This window comes from Desulfatiglans parachlorophenolica, assembly GCF_055394735.1.
The window spans coordinates 3,462,504-3,480,702 of the sequence record NZ_AP042460.1; the positions used below are offsets into that span (position 1 = coordinate 3,462,504).

The 18,199-nt window shown below is 61.1% G+C and carries 15 protein-coding genes; 3 read left to right on the top strand and 12 right to left on the bottom strand.

All coding sequences use genetic code 11. The annotated features are described in order from the left end of the window. Positions 1–139 precede the first annotated feature (139 nt). From ACZ500_RS16245 to ACZ500_RS16260, 4 genes are all read right to left on the bottom strand, one after another. Positions 140–1,117 (bottom strand): 5-oxoprolinase subunit C family protein, encoded by a 978-nt coding sequence (locus ACZ500_RS16245; RefSeq protein WP_464228432.1) that lies wholly within the window; start codon positions 1,115–1,117, stop codon positions 140–142. Next, complete coding sequence (gene pxpB, locus ACZ500_RS16250) at positions 1,114–1,821, bottom strand: 5-oxoprolinase subunit PxpB (RefSeq protein ID WP_464228434.1); 708 nt, start codon at positions 1,819–1,821, stop codon at positions 1,114–1,116. The genes ACZ500_RS16245 and pxpB overlap by 4 nt, the downstream gene beginning before the upstream one ends. 10 nt (positions 1,822–1,831) lie before the next feature. Continuing rightward, entirely contained in the window at positions 1,832–2,611 is a 780-nt protein-coding gene (locus ACZ500_RS16255) for a LamB/YcsF family protein (protein WP_464228435.1), read from the bottom strand. Between the two features lie 118 nt (positions 2,612–2,729). After that, positions 2,730–4,868: an AsmA family protein gene (locus tag ACZ500_RS16260; RefSeq protein ID WP_464228436.1), complete on the bottom strand. Its 2,139-nt coding sequence runs from the start codon at positions 4,866–4,868 to the stop codon at positions 2,730–2,732. A gap of 345 nt (positions 4,869–5,213) precedes the next feature. Here ACZ500_RS16260 and fdhD point away from each other — a divergent pair, with 345 nt between their 5' ends. Beyond that, positions 5,214–6,032: a formate dehydrogenase accessory sulfurtransferase FdhD gene (gene fdhD / locus ACZ500_RS16265; RefSeq protein ID WP_464228437.1), complete on the top strand. Its 819-nt coding sequence runs from the start codon at positions 5,214–5,216 to the stop codon at positions 6,030–6,032. A 128-nt stretch (positions 6,033–6,160) separates the two neighbouring features. Here fdhD and ACZ500_RS16270 read toward each other — a convergent pair whose 3' ends face one another. From ACZ500_RS16270 to ACZ500_RS16295, 6 genes are all read right to left on the bottom strand, one after another. Next, on the bottom strand, positions 6,161–6,997 hold the full coding sequence (locus ACZ500_RS16270) for a hydrogenase iron-sulfur subunit (RefSeq protein WP_464228438.1): 837 nt from the start codon (positions 6,995–6,997) through the stop codon (positions 6,161–6,163). A gap of 51 nt (positions 6,998–7,048) precedes the next feature. Next, positions 7,049–10,108 carry an FAD-dependent oxidoreductase gene (locus ACZ500_RS16275; RefSeq protein ID WP_464233069.1) on the bottom strand — a complete coding sequence of 1,020 codons (3,060 nt, stop codon included), beginning with the start codon at positions 10,106–10,108 and terminating at the stop codon, positions 7,049–7,051. Positions 10,109–10,235: 127 nt separating this feature from the next. Beyond that, a complete protein-coding gene (locus tag ACZ500_RS16280) occupies positions 10,236–10,376 on the bottom strand; it encodes a hypothetical protein (protein ID WP_464228439.1) in 141 nt (46 codons plus the stop codon). Positions 10,377–10,536: 160 nt separating this feature from the next. Further along, the gene (locus ACZ500_RS16285) at positions 10,537–11,688 is read right to left on the bottom strand and encodes a (Fe-S)-binding protein (protein WP_464228440.1); all 1,152 of its coding nucleotides are present in this window, start codon (positions 11,686–11,688) and stop codon (positions 10,537–10,539) included. Between the two features lie 34 nt (positions 11,689–11,722). Further along, on the bottom strand, positions 11,723–12,268 hold the full coding sequence (locus ACZ500_RS16290; protein ID WP_464228441.1) for a 4Fe-4S dicluster domain-containing protein: 546 nt from the start codon (positions 12,266–12,268) through the stop codon (positions 11,723–11,725). Positions 12,269–12,285: 17 nt separating this feature from the next. Further along, positions 12,286–14,292, bottom strand: a complete 2,007-nt coding sequence (locus ACZ500_RS16295; RefSeq protein ID WP_464228442.1) for an aldehyde ferredoxin oxidoreductase N-terminal domain-containing protein — start codon at positions 14,290–14,292, stop codon at positions 12,286–12,288. Positions 14,293–14,564: 272 nt separating this feature from the next. On the opposite strand from ACZ500_RS16295, the gene ACZ500_RS16300 reads away from it, so the two are divergent. Further along, positions 14,565–14,825, top strand: coding sequence for a hypothetical protein (locus tag ACZ500_RS16300; protein WP_464228443.1), 261 nt, complete (start codon positions 14,565–14,567; stop codon positions 14,823–14,825). A 189-nt stretch (positions 14,826–15,014) separates the two neighbouring features. Here the strand turns inward: ACZ500_RS16300 and ACZ500_RS16305 are convergent, their stop codons facing one another. Both ACZ500_RS16305 and ACZ500_RS16310 read right to left on the bottom strand, forming a co-directional pair. Then, positions 15,015–16,811 (bottom strand): adenine deaminase C-terminal domain-containing protein, encoded by a 1,797-nt coding sequence (locus tag ACZ500_RS16305; protein ID WP_464228444.1) that lies wholly within the window; start codon positions 16,809–16,811, stop codon positions 15,015–15,017. A 970-nt stretch (positions 16,812–17,781) separates the two neighbouring features. After that, positions 17,782–17,931 (bottom strand): hypothetical protein, encoded by a 150-nt coding sequence (locus ACZ500_RS16310; RefSeq protein ID WP_464228426.1) that lies wholly within the window; start codon positions 17,929–17,931, stop codon positions 17,782–17,784. 41 nt (positions 17,932–17,972) lie between these two features. Between ACZ500_RS16310 and ACZ500_RS16315 the strand changes: the two genes are divergently transcribed. Beyond that, a complete protein-coding gene (locus ACZ500_RS16315) occupies positions 17,973–18,095 on the top strand; it encodes a hypothetical protein (RefSeq protein ID WP_464228445.1) in 123 nt (40 codons plus the stop codon). Positions 18,096–18,199: the final 104 nt, after the last annotated feature.

Below are 18,199 nucleotides of genomic sequence, written 5' to 3' on the forward strand. Positions count from 1 at the left end.
AAAGTGAACGAAGATTCAAAGCCCGGGAATCGAGTCAGTCAGGAATGTCTGCGCGAGACCGCTTTGCAGGTCGCCGCACAGGCAAACGTGCAAATCGCGGCCGAGCCGGGCGAAAAAGGCCCTTTCCGGAGAGAGAAGCTCAAAAAGGAAGCCCCAGGCGCTCCAGGCAGCTTACAGGTGAGGCGAAGAGGGCGTCGATATCGTTCATCCTTCGGGCCGCCTCTTCGAAAGCCGCGTGGGCCTCTTCGATCGTCACCCGGTCGAATCGGACGGCGTCCCCCGGCCTTGCCTGCGCGATCCGGGGAAGGTCCGGCGAGATCACGGTGGCGATCTTCGTGTAGCCTCCCATCGTCTGCTCCACCAGCAGCAGGATCGGACGGCCGTCCGGCGGCACCTGCACATTGCCCGGCAGGGACGGCTCCGAGACGATGCCCTGCGGGGCCCCCTCATCGTGCCGGATCGGCGGGCCGTGCAGCCGGCATCCCATCCTGTCGGTCTGCGGGGTGACCTGGAAGACCGCCTCGAAAAAGAGATCCAGCGCCCCGCGGAAGCACTCGTCCTGGGGCCCCGGCACCGCCCGAAGCCGGATGGCGCCCCCGTGAACCGGCGGGCATGGCAGTCTGCGCCCCCTCTGCAGCGGCTCCCCCGCCCCCCGCGCGATCCGATCGCCTTTTCGAAGAGGTCTGCCTTCGATGCCACCCAGCCGGCCGTTCAAACAGGTGGACCGGCTGCCCAGGACCACCGGCACATCGATCCCGCCGGTCACCGCCAGATAGCCGCGGCAGCCGCTCCGAGCCTGTCCAATCCGCACCACGTCCCCCCTGCCGACCCTCACGGTGCGCCAGCACGGGGCGGGAACCCCGTTCACGGCCCACGCCATGTCGGCGCCGGTCACCGCCAGATCGACCTCGTCGAACACCTGGAGGTGTGGACCCGCAAACGTCATTTCGAGGACGGCAGCTGCTGCCGGGTTGCCCACGAGCCGGTTCGCCACCCGATAGGCGAAGGGGTCGAGCGCCCCCGAGAGCGGGACCCCCATGTGCAGGAAGCGGCCCCGACCGGCATCCTGGACCGTGGTCAGGGGGCCGGGGGCGATGACCTCCAAGACGATCGTCATCTCTGTTCACCCCCCGCGATCGCCTCGAATTCCTCCTGCGAGATGGGGAAAAACCGGATCCGATCGCCGGCACGGTAGAGGAAGGGATCCATACGTTCCGGGGCGAAAAGCCTCAGGGGCGTGCGTCCGATGATCCGCCAGCCTCCGGGCGTCTCGAGCGGGTAGACGCCCGTCTGCTCTCCGGCGATCCCGATCGATCCGGCAGGGACCCGCGTGCGCGGGGTCTCGAGCCGCGGGGTGTGCAGCCGCTCGTCCAGTTCCCCCAGGTAGCAGAACCCGGGAGCAAACCCGATGGCATAGATGGGGTAGGATCGAGCGGTGTGAAGGCGCACGACCTCCTCCTCCGAGAGGCCGCGACCAGCGGCGACAAAAGCGATATCCGGACCGAACGCGCCCCCGTAGCAAACCGGGATCCCCACGGTCCGAGCGGCCTCGTCCGCCGCAAAATCCTGCAATTTTTCGAGTTCCAGGATCTGCCGCTTCAAGGCGGCCGGCCCGCTCTTACAAGGGTCGTACAGGATGCAGAAGGAGCGGTAAGCGGGGATGACGGCTTCGACACCGTCGGGCAAGGATGCTTGAAGCAGCGCGGCCATCCTGTGGACCTTCGCATTCACGGAGAGGTCCACCCCGTCCCCGTACTCGACCAGAAGCCCGCAATCGCCGCTGACCCTGAACCGGGCCGTCTCATAGAGCACGCCAACCATCACCTTCGCCTCAAACCCACTCCGCCATGGCGGCCACCTCGATCCCCTCCGACTCGAGCCCCCTGCGGATGCCCGCAACCATCTCCGCGGCGGCCGGATTGTCGCCGTGCACGCAAAGCGTTTGAGCCTCCATCGCAACGGTGCTCCCGTCGAACGCGGCGACCCTGCCCTCCTTGACCAGGGTGAGGGCCCGGTCGAGCACCTCCTGCGGATCGAGGATGACAGCCCCGGGCAACCGCCTCGAAACCAGCGCGCCTTCCGGGGTGTAAGCCCGGTCGGGAAAGGCCTCGAAAACCACCCGGACCCCTTCCTCGCGCCCGATGCGCGCCATCGCCTCGGCACGCCCGCCGGCCGGGGCCACCATCAGAACCTCCCTATCCAGGGCGGCGACGGCCCCCGCCAAGACCCGCAGGATGTCGAGATTTCCCGCCGCCATGTTGTAGAGCCCCCCGTGCGGTTTCACATGCTGGAGACGCATGCCGTACAGACGGCAAAACGCCTCCATCGCGCCAACCTGATAGATCACGTAGTCTCTGATCTCATCCAGGCTGCAATCCATGTTCCGGCGACCGAAGCCGAGCAGATCCGGGAACCCCGGATGGGCACCTATCCCGACGCGGTGGCGCCGGGCCAACTGGATCGTCCGGTTCATGACGCCCGGATCGCCCGCGTGGAAACCGCAGGCGATGTTGGCGGAGGTGATGTAGCACATGACCTCGGCGTCCATCCCGAGGGTATAGGCCCCGAAGCTTTCCCCCATATCGCTGTTGATGTCGATCTTTCTGGTCATGGCAATGCCATTGGCTCGATGAAAAAGGTTGCAGTCGGTCCGGGGACGCAACCCCCGGGAAAACCGCTTCTTCTCCTCCGGAAACGCCCCGCTGACCCGGTTCCGCCGGCGGCCTTGTTTATCTCCCCAAAAGGCGATCGAGCAGTTTCCCGGCCTGATCGACCACCCCTTTGAGGAGGTCTTCCGGCAGGGTGTTGTCTTCCTTGACCGGCACCCCGGCTTCCGCCGCCTGCACGGCCGCCAGGCACGGGTTCTCGGAGCCGGAGGCCCCGGTTGCCAGGGCGGCGGCGATGCCGGCCGGCCCGAAAAGGACCGAGCCGCCGACAGCCTTCCCCACCATCCAGGCCGTTTCGTGAACATCGAAGAGAACGGAGGGTTTCTTGAGGGTGCCGCCCAGCTTGAACGGCCGGGTCAGTTGTCCGATGCTGATTCCGACCTTGGCGAGGCCGGGCACTCCGATGCCCGACTTCGGTATAAGGGCGAACTCGAGATCGAGGGTTTCATGGCGGAGGTTCACCTGCCCGGCCCCTACGAGGCTCGTGACATCCGTATCCAGCACGAGCGCGGTGCTGCGCGCAATCCCCCCTGTCACCAGGAAGCCTGCCACCAGGCAGTTGAAGTCCGTGTAGGATCGGGCTTTCTTGCCGGAATCGAGAACCTGCAGAAGACTCTGAACGACACCGGCCCCCCAGAAATCGACGGTCGCTGAATCGATCCGCCCCGCACCCATCACCATGGAGATCTTCCCATCGAGCCCCGCCATGATCTCGGCGACCGAAGCACCCTGGCCCCGCAGGTCGAGGTCCGCATCGAGCTGCCCCTCCAATGACGGCCTCTTGCCCAGTTTCTCGATCATCCGGGCGACATCCAGCTTCGTTATCTTGCACAGGGCGTCGACCGCTATCCCACGCTCAGCCGCCTTGAAATGGAATCGGCCGCCGACTGAACCCGCTTCCGTAACCGCATTCAGGTCTTCGATCCGGAGATGCCCGTCCGAAAGCCGGATCCGCGCATGAAGATCCGTAAACGCCCATCGAGGCATGAACACGTTCTTGAAGATGCAGTTCACATCCAGGGCCGGCCCCCCGGGAACGGGGATGCGGATCGGCTCCGACGAAAAGACCCGCCCGCCGCCCGAGACCCCTCCGCTCGCAGGGGCCCCAGCCCCGGTCTTCGGAGCGTTCGCCTCCCCTCTGAAGAGAAAAGGCCTCAGGTCCAGGTACTCCGACGACAGCGCCCCTTTTACGGCCGGGAAAGACCCGCTCGTATCGATCTCCAAATCGCCTGCAATCCTATTCTTCGCAAGCCTGACATTCAAACCCGAGATTCGATAAGGCCCCGCCGGGCTGCCGGCAATCTCGAAGCGCCCCTCAAACGACCCCTGCAAACCGGGTATGCCAGAAGCCGCAGCAAACGGCAGTCGCTCGATGGCCTCACCGTGGGCGGAGACTGTTAAGCGCCCCCCGCGGATGCCTGAAAGCTCCTCTATCTCTCCCTCGATCGAGACCACGGCCCCGCCGACAAGCCCATCCAGCCGGACATTCCACGGTCTTTCCGCATCGACCAGGGCCGGCAGGCTCCCCGTTCGCCCCTTGAGATCGAAGACATGCCCCTCATAGTCCCCCTTCGCCTCGAGCTCTATGTCGGCATCCACGCCCCCGCTCCGCGCCTCGAAACGTTGCAGGCGGAGGGTATGCAGCCCGCCGTCGGGCCGGCGACGGTACTCGACAACACCGTCGAGCACCTCGACATCCTTGAATCCAAAGGCAGGAAACCGCCGCGCAACAGCATCGGACCCGCCCGATTGCCCGGAAACCTCGTCCTCTGCGCCGACGGTCCGCGAACCCTCGCCGGTCTCGGGTTTGGCACCGCCTCGCGCTTTGGACCTCTCCGGCAGATTCCTCTCGATGAGAAGCTGGGGCTCGATCAACTGTAAGCGCTTAACTTCGAGGACGTCTTTCAGCAAAGACAGCAGAGCGATCTGGATCTCGCAGCGCTTGACCTTCAACATGTCCGTGCCGGAGCCGTGTCGCGGATCGCCGAAACTTACATCTTCAAGGGCTATGATGGGTGAAAAACCGATCTCGACGGCCAGAGGCTTTCCGATCAGGAGATCCCTGCCCGTCGATTCTCTGACGGCTTGGACAATCCTCGGCCGGAGCCGGTCATAGTCATATGTCGCGGCGTAGATGTAGACAGCGGCGACAACCAGGACGATCACAGCCGCGAAAATGCCCAAGAACCATTTCCAGTGCATCGAAACCCTCCTTTTCGGGCGCCGCCCCGGAGGTTGTCCCCCCGGTCAGACCTTGCGCGGGGATGCCGTTCATGATAATTTTATACACCTTGTGGATGGTTTTGAAAACATTCGATGCGGTTTGGATGGTGTTACCTGAACGGACAGGTGGAGGGATCGACGAATCACCGGATTCGCATGAGCCGCCCCGGCTCCGAGAACTCCGAAGCCCTGCCGGGGGTTTCGGCCCGGCCAGGCATATAGGATATATGCCGCCTTCTGGCGATCCGATTGGCGGTCGTCCGGCCGGAGCGCTGTAAAGGGCAATCCTGACATCGGTGCCGCCTGCAGACTTGAGGAGGGGCCTTGACTGAAAACACGATCACACTGAAGGTTCAGCTACAGGAAGGAAAGAAGAAAGAGGAAGCCCGGTTGGAGATGATCCGCGAAGAGCCGTTGTCCATCCGGGTCCAGGGCCAGTCTTACGCCGTCGTCATGCGCACCCCGGGCGACGAGCAGGCGCACGCCGCGGGCTTCTGCCTCGCCGAGGGCATCCTCGACCGGCCGGCTGACATCGAAACCCTGGCATCCTGTGAAGGGGAGCAGACCAATGTAGTCACCCTGACCGTCACCCCTTCACGGCTGCAGATCATCAGGCCCATCCTCGAACGCCGGGGCTTCCTCAGCCAGTCGAGCTGCGGCATCTGCGGGAAAGAGCTGATCCAGGATCTCTCCCAGGTCGTGCACATCCTCCCGGATGGACCGAAGCTCGACCTTCAAGAGGCCCGCAGATGCCTCGATACCCTGAAGGACCACCAGACCCTCTATCGGCTGACGCGCGCAGCCCACGCCGCCGCCCTCTTCGACGCCTCTTTCGAGCGCTTGTCCCTGGCCGAGGACGTCGGGCGCCACAACGCCCTGGACAAGGCGGTCGGAAGGCTTTTTCTCCAGGGGACCCTCGCTCGGGCCAAGCTTCTGGTGCTCTCTTCCCGCATCAGCTATGAACTGGTCCAGAAGGCGGCCCGGGCCGGCATCCCATTCATCCTGGCGGCCTCCCGGCCGACGGCCCTCGCCATCGATCTGGCGCGGTCCCTCAACATGACCCTGGCCTCGCCGTCGCACGGATCTGAGGGGATTTACGTTTACTGCGGTTACGGGCGTGTGCTGCAGGACAACCCATCCTGATCGCTTCTGCGCCTGGTCGGAGCGAAAGGGATCCGACCTGTAAACGACGTTCATCTCATGAGATTCGCGCCATGCCTGGCGCGCCATAAAAAAGGGCGCCCGAAGGCGCCCTTTTTTTGCACGTGGTTCTATTTCTCTTTGCCTTTTCTGACGATTTTTCTCTGCTCTTCGGGGATCGGCGGGGGAACCGGTTCGCCGACAAGCTTCTGCACCGCGCCGAAGCGCGGGGGGCAGACCTCGAAGCAGGTCCCGCACTTGATGCACTTGTCCTGGTCGATGACATGGATCAGGTTCTTCCCACCGATGATCGCCTCCGCGGGGCACCGCCTGAAGCACGTCATACAGGCCTGGCACTTCTCCGGATCGATGTAGTAGGACGCCACGTCCCGGAACAGCTCCTCGATCTCCTCCCGGGTGTAGAACCCTTCGTAGTCCGCCTTGTCCGTCAGACGGCGTTCGAGCTTGTCCCGCTTCACCACCTTGATATAGGGGACCAGCTTCCGGACCGCGTCGAGCTTCTCCTTCACCTCCGCAGGGTCCAGGCCCTCCCCCTTGCCGATCGGGCCCAGTTCCTTGATCGTCCGGCTGAAATCCGTCATGTATTCGGCAAACGGAATCCCGTCCCCGGCCGACATGAACTTGATCCGGAGCCGCTCCGGGTTCAGACCGATATGCTCCATGATCCGCTTGCACAGCAGCACCATGCTCAGCGTATGGTAGTTCCCGTGCGTGATGTAATTGCACTCGCCTAAATGGCAGCCACCTATGAAAACCCCGTCCTGCCCGTTCGAGAAGGCTCTGAGCACAAACTCCAGATCCACCCTGCCCGAGCACATGACGCGAATCAGCCTGATCTCGTTCGAATATTGTAGCCTGGAAACTCCAGCCATATCAGCGGCGCCATACGCTCACCAGTGGCATACAAACCCGAGCATCCTGGGTTTAAATTTGGCCCCTGCACTCATTCCTTCTCACCCCCTTCACCGCTCATCCCGGCTTCATCCGTTTCGATTATCCTACACATCTCCAACCGCCGCATCCATGGGTTGCAAAGCCTCTTCTTCCGGTATCGCCGCATCGATCTGGGTGCTGATCTCCTCATCGGTAAAGTGCTTCAGCCGGATCGCGCCCGTCGGACACGCCGCGTTGCACAACCCGTCCCCCTTGCACAGGACCGGGTTGACCACCGCCTTCGGCCCCTGGCGCGTGTCCCGGAACTCGATCGCGCCATAGGCGCACGCCGCGATACACGCCCCGCACCCCATGCACTTCTTCTCCTCCACCTCGCAGACCGCCCCCGACACCGTCACCACATCGTGCGAGAGCAGGGTCAACGCCCGGCCCGCGGCCCCGTAGGCCTGGTTGATCACCTCCGGGATATGCTTCGGATAATGCGCCGTTCCGCACAGATACACGCCCTGCGTCGAAAACTCCACCGGCCGCAGCTTGACGTGCGCCTCCTTGAAGAAATCGTCCGGCCCGAGCGATATCTTGAACTGCCGCGACAGCTCCACAGCCCCGGGAGCGGGGATCACCGCCGCCGACAGCGCCAGGTAGTCCGCGTCGATCGCCAGTTCCTCCCCGAGGATCGGGTCGGGCACCACCACCCGCACCACCTTCCGGCCACCTTCTTCGGCCTCGCTCACCTGCGGCTTTCGCTCCGGCTCCCAGCGGATGAACTTCACGTCCCGGTTCGACGCCTCCCGGTAATAATCCTCCCGGAACCCGTAGGTCATCATATCCCGGTACAGGACATAGACATCCATCTCGGGGTTGAGTTCCTTCAGCTTCAGCGCGTTCTTGACCGCCTGGCTGCAGCACACCCGGCTGCAATAGTTCCGGTCCGCCTGCCGGCAGCCGACGCACTGGATCATCACCACGCTCTGCGCACCGGCAAGGGCCTCGTCCCGGCGCGCGATCCGGTCCTCGAGTTCGAGCTGCGTCACCACCTGCTCGTTTTCCCCATAGAGGTACTCGGTCGGCCGGTACTCGATCGCACCGGTCGCGATCACCGCCGCCCCATGGCGGATCTCCACCTCGCGCCGGCCCGTTTTCACCCGGGTCACGAAGTTACCCACGTAACCGGTCGCCTCCGTGATCTCCGCCTCCGTATAGACGTGGATCGACGGGTGCTGGTAGACCTCCCGTTCGAGATCGTGCAGATAGCTCTGCACATCCAGCCCCTCCAGCGTGTAGTGGATCCGCCGCGCCATCCCGCCCAGGTCCGCCTCCCTTTCGAGCAGATAGACCTCGTGGCCCTGTTTGGCGATCGACAGCGCGCAGGTCATGCCCCCAACGCCCCCGCCGACCACCAGCGCCGCCTTGTTCACCGGCAGGTCGATCTCCTGCAAGGGCTCCAGCAGGCACGCGCGCGCGACCGACATCCGCGTGATGTCCTTCGCCTTCTGCGTCGCCTCTTCCTTTTCCTTCGAGTGGACCCAGGAGTTGTGCTCCCGGATATTCGCCATCTCGTAGTAATACTGGTTGATGCCCGCCTCCCGCAGCGTGTCCCGGAACAGCGGCTCGAGCGTCCTCGGCGAGCAGGCCGCGACCACCACGCGGTTCAGCCCCTTTTCCCTGATCATGTCGGTGATCTGGTTCGCCGAGTTCGTCGCGCACGAAAAAAGCTGCTCCTGGGCATAGACGACGTTCGGCAGCGTCAGGGCGTAATCCACCACCGAGGGCACATTCACCACCCGGCCGATGTTCGCCCCGCAGTGGCACACAAACACGCCGATCCGCGGCTCTTCCTGTGAAACATCCTTTTCATCCGGGTAGACCCGCTCCGTCGTGAGCCTGCCCCGCCGGCGGTCCAGAAACTCCCCGCACTGCGACCCGGCCCCGCTCGCGCTGAAGACCGACTCGGGGATATCCAGCGGACCCTGGAACCCCCCGCTCACAAAGATCCCGGGCCGGCTCGTCTCCATCGGGTTCGTGGCGTGCGTCTCGCAGAACCCATGTGCATTGCACGCAATCCCGAACCTTTCCGCGATCGCCTGCGCATCCACCGGCGGGTTCAACCCGACGGAGAGCACCACCATGTCGAATTCCTCTTCCTTCACCCCCTCGTCCGGCGTCGCGTAGCGGAGGAAGACATTCCCGGTGACCGGATCCTCCCGGACAATCGATACGTAGCTCCGGATGAACCGCACCCCCGGCAGCTGCGAGGTCCTCTCGTAGTAGCGTTCGAAATCCTTCCCGTACGAGCGCACATCGTTGTGGAAGATCGTGCACTCCGCATCCGCGTCGTGATCCTTGGTCAGGATCACCTGCTTCTGGGCGTAGGTACAGCAGACCGCCGAGCAGTAGCTGTTGTCCCCCGGCGTGACACGCCGCGAGCCCACGCACTGGATCCAGGCGATCTTGTGCGGGTGCTTCTTGTCCGAGGCGCGCAGGATCTCCCCCTCGTATGGACCGGTGGCACACAGCAGCCGCTCGAAATCCATACTCGTCACGATGTTCTGCATCCTCCCGTAGCCGTATTCATGCTTCACGCCGGGGTCGTACGGCTCGAGGCCGGAGGAAAGCAAGATCGCCCCGACCTTCACCTCCCGTTTCTCTTCCTTCTGGTTCAGGTCGATCGCGTTGCTCTTGCACACCCCTTCGCAGATCCGACACTTCTTCTCTTTCAGATACAGGCAGCTCTCATCGATATAGGCGATCAGCGGGATCGCCTGTGCAAAATAGATGTGAACCGCCTTGTTCTCGGAAATCTCCTGATTGTATCGGTCGGGATACTGCACCGGGCAATACTCCGCGCAGGTGCCGCACCCCGTGCAGTTCTCCTCGATGATGTACCGGGGCTTCTTCCTCAGGGTCACCCTGAAATCCCCCGCTTCCCCTTCGACTCGGTCCACCTCGGTGTAGGTAAGGACCTCTATGTTCGGATGCCGGCCGACCTCGACCAGTTTCGGGGAGAGAATTCACATCGAGCAGTCGTTGGTCGGAAAGGTCTTGTCCAGCTGCGCCATGTGGCCGCCGATGGCAGGCGACTTCTCGATCAGGTACACCTTGAATCCGGCCGTGGCCAGATCCAGCGAGGCCTGAATGCCGCTGATCCCGCCGCCGACAACCATCACGTCCCCGAAATCTTCCTTGCCGAGACCCTTGCACAGGTATCGAATCTTCTCTTCCAGCACGTGTTCTTCTTTTTCCACTTTTTCACCTCAGCAGATCGCTTGCGGCCCCCGGGCAGGGGCCTTCTCATCTGCACTGAATCGTTTCCGCCGGGAAGGCCGCGCCCCGGCCCTTCTCCTGCAGGACTGCAAATCGTCTCACTTCATCCGGAAATGATTTGCCCGTAAAATCCCGGTTTCCAGGCCGGAAAGGAGGATTTTTCTTCACACCCTTCGGGTGCTCAGTCCCACCGCTTCGCGGCGGGTCCCAGTTTGGCCAAGATCAAGGAAACCCAGCGGTTGCGCGAAGGCGTACGACCGGTACGCCGCACAAGCAACCGCGCAGGTTGACGCCAAGATTGGGCAAAAACACCCTTTCCGGCCGGAAACTACATCACTTCCCGGATGATCTCGGTAATATCCTTGACCTCCAGTTTCTCCGTCACATCCAGCGTCAGCCGGCTGTCCTCGAAGTTCGCGATGCAGTAGGGGCAGGCCGTCGCCAGCACCTCGGCGCCCACGTCCATCGCCTGCTCCAGCCTCAGGTCCGAGAACCGCTCCCCTTTCGGCGTCTCCATCCAGATCCGGCCCCCGCCCCCGCCACAGCACAGGCTGTCGCTCCGGCAGTCCGCCATCTCCACCAGTTCGAGGCCCGGCACCTTTTTCAGCACCTCCCGCGGCGCGTCGTAGATCCCGTTGTGCCGCCCGAGATAGCACGGGTCGTGATACGTCACCCGCTTCGGGTACTCCTTTTGGATCGTCAGCCGCCCCTCCTCGATCAACTGGTGCACAAACTCGGAGACATGGATCACCTCGAAGTGGACGCTGAACTCCGGGTACTCGTTCTTGAAGGTGTGGTAACAGTGCGGCGAGGAGACCAGGATCTTCTTCACCCCGCTGTCGATGAAGGTCTTGATGTTCTCCTTCGCCAGGCGTTTGAACAACTCCTCGTCCCCGGTCTTCCGGATGCTCTCCCCGCAGCAGTTCTCCTTGCTGCCCAGGATCCCGAAGCTCACGCCGGCCTGGTTCAGGATGTCGGCCGTGGCCTGCGCCACCTTCTTCAACCTCGGATCGTAGCTCGGATAGCAGCACGGAAAATAAAGGACGTCCATCTCCTCGGTAAACGCCTCCACCGAATGGCCTTTCGCCCAGTCCGCCCGCTTCTTCCGCTCCTCGCTCAGCGGATTGCCTTCCCCCACCAGGCTCGCGCTCACCGTCCGGATAGCCTTCACGGAGGTCGGGAACACCCCGTATTCCGTCGCCACCCGGCGCAGGGCAATCCCGGACTCGATCTGTTTGACGTCCCTCGGACACTGCTGCGGACACCTCCCGCACGTCGTGCAGCGCCAGATCTCGTCGCTCTCGATCTCGGTCATCCCGAACGCGGCCTGGCGGACGATCTTGCGGATGCTGAAGTTCCGGACCCGGTTCCACGGACACACCGTGTCGCACAGACCGCACTGGAAGCACCGCTTGAACGCGTCCCCCCCGTTCGCCTTGATGACATCGATAATTTCCTTATAATCGGCTACCGCTTCCACTGTCTTCTTCTATCCTCTTTTTTGCCGTTACGTTTCAGCCTTTTTTCGACATGGACATCTTGGCAACGGTTTCCATGATGGTATCCAACCCGTATTTATCGGCCAGCGCCTCCAAACCGATCTCGAGGTCCTCACGCTCCTCGGCCTCTTCTTCGACTTCCTCTTCCCGCTCCTCATACGTCAGGGCGTCCACCAGACACCACTTGACGCACAACGGTTCGTCCTCGCCTTCGCACATATCGCATTTCAAGGGAAGGCCGGAGTCCGGTTCCTTGAAGATATCCCGGGACGGACAGGCGGCCCGGCAGAAGGCGCACTCGTCGTACTCCTTCCCGTCGATCACGTACTTGTCGCGCCCCATACACTCCGCCGGCGCATATTCTCCTGCATAAACAGGTAGATAGATGTCCCGGATCGGTTCACGAATCACCCGGATGCGGGACCTCGCCGGGTTGTTGCTGCTGTATTTCGGCGTAGCGTGAAAGGCGGAGCAGATCACCTCGCATGCCCGGCAGCCGTTGCATTTATCCGCGTCGACCTTGATCGTCTTGACGATTTTCTTCTTCTTCTCACCAGCCACGATTCGTTCCCTCCAGCCTATTTCGGCTCTTTTTCCGCCGAAGTCTCTTTAGAAGGAGTGCCTTCATTATCGGTCAAGATTCCCCTCTCCAGGAAGTCTTTGGCGACATAATCCAAACCGAGTTCATGCAAAGATTCTTTGGTAGGAATGCCCTCTTTGTTCCACCCCTTGAAGGTGTAATAGGTGTCCAGGAGCTTCTCTTCCAACTCGGGGAATCTTTTCTTCCAGTGGTCTTCTGGCGGCTTCTCGTCGCTTCTCCGCATGCCCCTCCGGATATTGTTCGCCCGTACCAGGGTTCGGTAACGCTTGGTTGCCTCCGTCAGTTTGGCCTCGTCCATCTCGATCCCGGCCCCTGCTGAAATGAATTTCGGATAATTGTGAATGTGGTACGGGGGCTTGAGCGGAAAGGAAGACAGGCCAGCGCACATGCCGAGGGCGTCGTCGATGTAATGCATCCTTTCCTGCCAATCGACGATGTCACAGCACATCTCGACGGTCGGATAGAAAGGCATCGATTTCTCTCCCCGCAGTTCCCAGTCCAGGAAATACTGTTTGAACTTATCGTCCGGAACCTGGATCCAGTCCTTGACGAAGGCCTCCCTTTCTTCCCTTGTCGGGAAAGGCGCCTGCGGGAATTGCCCTTCGATCTGGGTGATGTTGATCTTCTCGCCGGTGGCGTACATGAGAAAATAGATAGGATTAAGCATGCCAAGCTTGAGGGGCAGTTGCTCATGCTTCTTGATGTTGTTGTGGGCGTAGGCCTCCGCGCCCTTGCCGATCTGCTGGGCCGCCCAGTAGGTGCCGTTGGCCAGGACATCGCCTATCCCTTCCCGACGAACGATCCGGTCGAGCAGCCAGTAAAATTTCCCGTCGTTGTCGGAGGGCATCCCCGCCATGTCCTGATCCGTCAGGATGCCGGCCTCATAAAGCTCCATCGCGAAAGCCATCACCTGCGGGGTCGAGAACCCATCCACCCCGTACTCCGTCGCACGCTGTGCGATCGTCAAGCCGAAATCGAGGTCGGACATGGCCGCCATCGTGTACGTCAGCTTCGAGAAGCATTTCATCATGTAAGTGGAAAGCCCTGGAACCGATACGGTCGCCCCGCACTTCATCGGGCAGTTGTAGCAGCTGATCAGCCGCGTCCGCATCGTTTCGAGCGTTTCGGTCCACTTTTCTGCGACCTCCTCGTTCCAGAAGTCCTTTCTGCGAACCCGCGCATTGCCCCAGGCAAAATTTTCCGTATGCCATTTCTCGTCATGAACCGCCATCTCCTGCGGGGACCCTAGGCCCTTCAGAATGGTCATCACCCCTTCGATGGGATGTTCTTCCCGCCATTTGATATAGGCCAGCACCTCGTTGCAGAGTTCGATATACTCCGCCGGCCGCGCCACATTGATGTCCTTGGTTCCTCGAACGGCGATCGCCTTGACACCCTTGTCCCCCATGACGGCTCCGATCCCGCCGCGACTTGCGCTCGACCGGCCCTGCTCGATGGAAGCGAAGTACACCCGGTTCTCACCGGCCAGACCAATGGCCGCCACCTGGGCCCTCGGCTCCTTCAGCTCCTGCCGGATGAGTTCGGCCGTTTCAACCGCACCTTTCCCCTGCAGGTGAGAGGCATCCCGGATCTCCACCTTGTCGTTGTTGATATACAGGTAAACCAGGTTGGGTGACTTGCCTCGCAGGATCACCTTGTCGTAACCGGCATACTTCAATTCCGGCGCCCAGAAACCCCCCATCATCGAAAACTGCATCAACCGGGTCTGAGGGGAAATGGTCGACACGATCGTCCGGTTGCAGCCGGTGGCCGGGGTGCCGCACAAAAGGCCGGCGCTGAATATGAGCAGATTATCGGGAGAAAAGGGTTCGACCTCAGGGGGAACCCTATCCCACAGAATCTTGGCGTTCGTACCCAGCCCCCCCAGATAGAGTTCCGTGTCTCTCGGGTCAGTTTCTACCCTTTCGATGTTTCCGTGTGATAAATCGATTTCCAGATTGAACCCTGTCTCCGCGTACCTCATTTTTCTACCTCTTGTCCTGAACTTGCGATATAGTCGTCCGGGCTGTTTCTAAACCGCTGCCGCGCTCTGGGCAACCCCGGTCGGGCGGGATACCCCCTTTCAAAGGTCAGCCGGCAACCGGACTGGTCAACACTCCGTCCTTATGAACCACTGGGATGGGCGGCGCCGACCCTCTCAGTCCTACCGCACCCCCCTCATCATCCCGCCAGAGAACCCGCCCGCCGATCCCTGTAGGGCAATCTCGACTTTATCTATCTAGTTTCCATCCGGAAATGGTCTTTTTTGCCAATCTCGGCGTCAATCTGCACGTTTGCTTGTGCGGCGACCTACAGGTTGCCTCCGCGCAAACGCTTGATTTCCTTGATATTGGCAAAAAATCCTCATTTCCGGATTGGAAACTGGGTTGTACCGGGAAATCATTTCCGGATGGAGACTATCTAAAAGCAAACGACTTAATCCCAAACACCTTTCTGCCGGAAAACAGCTCCAGCCGGCCGGATCATAGCGATCCATTCCAGCGGTGGGGTGTATGACTTTGCTGACGGGCATTTTTTGTTTTCGCCTTTCTTGTAGGAGCAAAAGCACCAAGGCGCGTGAGGAAAAGCAACAGGTCGATCTGACGAACAATTTTGGAACGTCTTCTGATTCTGAGTCCTCAAGAATGTGGTTACAATCTAGCCACAACATAACTACGTGTCAAGAAAAAAACGGAATGCGGAGCGTCAAGATCCGAGCCCGACAATATCGCCTTCCCTGAACCGATAGTAGCCCTTTTCCGTCATGCGGATGAACGGGATGGCGGGCGTGGTGAGGACGCTCAGGGTCAGATGAGCGAAATCGAGGCCTGTTCCCAGGGAGGTCATGATCTCTTGAAAGCGCCCCTGTCGTTCGGCCAGTTCCGGCATCTTCAGTTCCGAGACATACCCCCCGGCGCGAAGGGGGATCTCCAGCTTCCGCTCCCCGTCCACGACGATGACGGATCCCCCCTGAATCTCAATCAATCGGTTGACGGCAGAAGCCAGATCCTCGTCGTTTTCGCCGATTCCGATGATGCCCCCCGTGTCCCAACAGAGCGTGCTGGCAACGGCTCCGCGCTTCTGGCCCCAACCCCGGACGAATCCGATAAACGCCTCTCCCCGGCCGCTGATCCGCTCCATGAAGAATATCTTGAGCAGATCGTCAGCCGGATCCGCCGCCAGATACCCTGAGACCGGTCTGGGACGCGCCCTGCCCTCCCGCGCCACCAAGCCCCCCGGCTGGATGTCCAGGGTCCGCACCATCCCCTCCCGATCTGCACAGGACTCGGGAACCACCAGGGCGGAGGACGGCACCGCCGGTGCCCTGACCGTATTCATCAGCCTGTCAGGGTATCGAGCCGCGGGGATCGGCACGGTCATCCGCCCCTCCTGCGCCACCACCCGGCCCTTGGAGATCACCCATTGCGGCCTGATGGTCCGGGCGTCGGGGAGGATCAGGAGGTCGGCATGGCGGCCCGGAGCGATGCCGCCGGTCAGCTTGTCGAGCCCCAGATGCTCCGCCGGATTGAGGGTCACCATGCGGACCGCCTCCATGGGATCGATTCCCAGATCCACCGCCTTCTGCACCACATCTTTCAGATAACCGTTTCCGATCAGCAGGCTCGGGTTGGTCCCGTCGGTCACCAGAATCACGCGGCGGAAATCGATCTTGTCTTTCAGGGGAAGGATGATCTCCAGGTCGCGGCGGATATCCCCTTCCCGGATCATCGCATAGAACCCCATCTCGAGGCGGTTGAGCACATCCTCGGTGGAAATGGCTTCGTGGCACGACTCCACGCCGATGGACGCATACGCAGCCAGCTTTCTGTCAAAGGCTCCGGCCGCATGGCCCTGGACGGATCTCCCGGCCTTATGCGTTTCACGGATCAACGCCAGGATCCGCTGGTCCGACTGCAGGACAGGGGCCTGCCAGAACGATTCCCCCAGCCCGATGACCCGGGGGTCTTCGAACAGCCCGGCCAACTGCTCCGGAGTGATCATCAGGGACTGCGCGGCCGGACTCAGGGAAACCATGGGCGGGACCAGGGTGTAGATCTTGATGGGGCTGGCCTCCGTCTGCTCTATGAAGATCCTCACCCCCTCGGCCCCCAGGATGAAACCGTAGCATTCAATCTCAGCGATCAGACAGGTGACACCCGAGGGGACGGCGTATGAGAGGAACTCGCGGATATTGAAGTAGTTGATCAGGTGGGTATGCGCATCGATGAACCCCGGACAGATCACTCGCCCGTCCGCCTCGATCACCCGGGTCTCCGGCCCCACGGCGTAGCCGAGGTCAGGCCCGACCTGGGCGATCCACTCCCCCGAAACCGCCACGGAGCGTCCCGGAAGCAGCCTCCCCGTATACACATCCATCAGAGTCCCGTCCCTGACCACCAGATCCGCAGGCCTTTTTCCCAAGGCCGTGTCCATAAGCCGTTGCATGTCCCGCCCAGATTCCACCCCTTCCCGTCTCGAAGATACCCCCGTCTCGATCGCCATAGTCATAAAACCCCTTTCGCCATATCCTCCCCGACCCCTGCATCCTTATGAATCCCCGCCGAGGGGAGGGTAGAAAGTTCTCATCCGGAAACAGCCTTTTCGGCCAATCTCAACGTCAAGCTGCACGTTGACGTGCGCGGCGACCTCCAGGTATCATGCACCTAACAACTTGATTTTGCGAGTATTTAAAAAACATGGGCCCGCCCCGAACGGGTGGGACTGAGCACGCCCAGCGTATGAAGAAATTGGGAGCCGTCGCGAGCCGTTGGAACGTAGCGGCGCAGCCGGCGAACAAAATCCTCGTTTCCGGATTGGAAACCGGATTGTGCTGGACAATCATTTCCAGATGAACACCAGAAAACCCTTTTCAGCCGCGGCTGTCCGGTTGTTGAAGTTTCTTGGACGTCTTATACAGCCGCCTGCATGCCGCGAAGGTCAGCCGCCGAACAGCATTGGGTCGCAAGAAAGAATGAATTGAAGGGGATTATACTCAAAGAGCGCATAAAACCTAGATTTTTCCCTGCGCATGACGAAATACCCGGAAAACGCCCGCCGAGCGACTACAAGCGCCGCATGCATCCTCGGCTGACATCATTCAAGAACCACGAACCCCGCAGCGGGGGTACCGGCAGGCCGGCCTCAAGGACTCAGTTCTCTATTCTTTCCTGCATGCATTTCTATCCGAATCAAAAACAAACCCTAAGATCCTCCCAACAATCCCTCCCTAATCTCTGATTTCAAAGTTCCTTGCTGAGGCCCCCGATATCGGGCCGCGGCTGTCCGAGCGTAAGGCAAGTCTTCCAAGGAGCAGCCGGGCAACCCTGTTGGGTCTCTCCATCTTCAACACCTGGCGCTCCAGCGCAGGCAGAGCGGTTCGTGCTGCCCGGAGCCATCAAATAGTATCTAGTGTCCATCCGGAAATGATTTTGCGGTAGGACTCAGTTTCCAATCCGGAAATGAGGATTTTTCTTTACACGCTGCGCGTGCTCAGTCCCACCGCTTCGCGGCGGGTCCCGGTTTGGCCAATATCAAGGAAATCAAGCGTTTGCGCGGAGGCGACCTGATGGTCGCCGCACAAGCAAACGTGCAGATTGACGCCGAGATTGGCCAAAAAGACCATTTCCCGGTACAACCCAGTTTCCAATCCGGAAATGAGGATTTTTGGCCAATATCAAGGAAATCAAGCGGTTGCGCGGAGGCGACCTAGTGGTCGCCGCACAAGCAAACGTGCAGATTGACGCCGAGATTGGCCAAAAAGACCATTTCCGGATGGAAACTAAATAGAGGAACCGGAGTTGAACACCCAGTCCACGAAGAATCCCCGGCCAGAAACTGTGGAAGGGGCTCTCTGGTTCGATTTTCCGGTCGAATCTTCGAAAGGGGGTGAT

Bases quoted from the DNA above. Each gene is read 5' to 3' on its own strand.
- ACZ500_RS16310 (WP_464228426.1), bottom strand. From the start codon at position 17,931: ATGGTCTTTTTGGCCAATCTCGGCGTCAATCTGCACGTTTGCTTGTGC.
- ACZ500_RS16245 (WP_464228432.1), bottom strand. From the start codon at position 1,117: ATGACGATCGTCTTGGAGGTCATCGCCCCCGGCCCCCTGACCACGGTC.
- ACZ500_RS16255 (WP_464228435.1), bottom strand. From the start codon at position 2,611: ATGACCAGAAAGATCGACATCAACAGCGATATGGGGGAAAGCTTCGGG.
- ACZ500_RS16295 (WP_464228442.1), bottom strand. From the start codon at position 14,292: ATGAGGTACGCGGAGACAGGGTTCAATCTGGAAATCGATTTATCACAC.
- ACZ500_RS16305 (WP_464228444.1), bottom strand. From the start codon at position 16,811: ATGGCGATCGAGACGGGGGTATCTTCGAGACGGGAAGGGGTGGAATCT.
- pxpB (WP_464228434.1), bottom strand. From the start codon at position 1,821: ATGGTTGGCGTGCTCTATGAGACGGCCCGGTTCAGGGTCAGCGGCGAT.
- ACZ500_RS16260 (WP_464228436.1), bottom strand. From the start codon at position 4,868: ATGCACTGGAAATGGTTCTTGGGCATTTTCGCGGCTGTGATCGTCCTG.
- ACZ500_RS16300 (WP_464228443.1), top strand. From the start codon at position 14,565: ATGGTCTTTTTTGCCAATCTCGGCGTCAATCTGCACGTTTGCTTGTGC.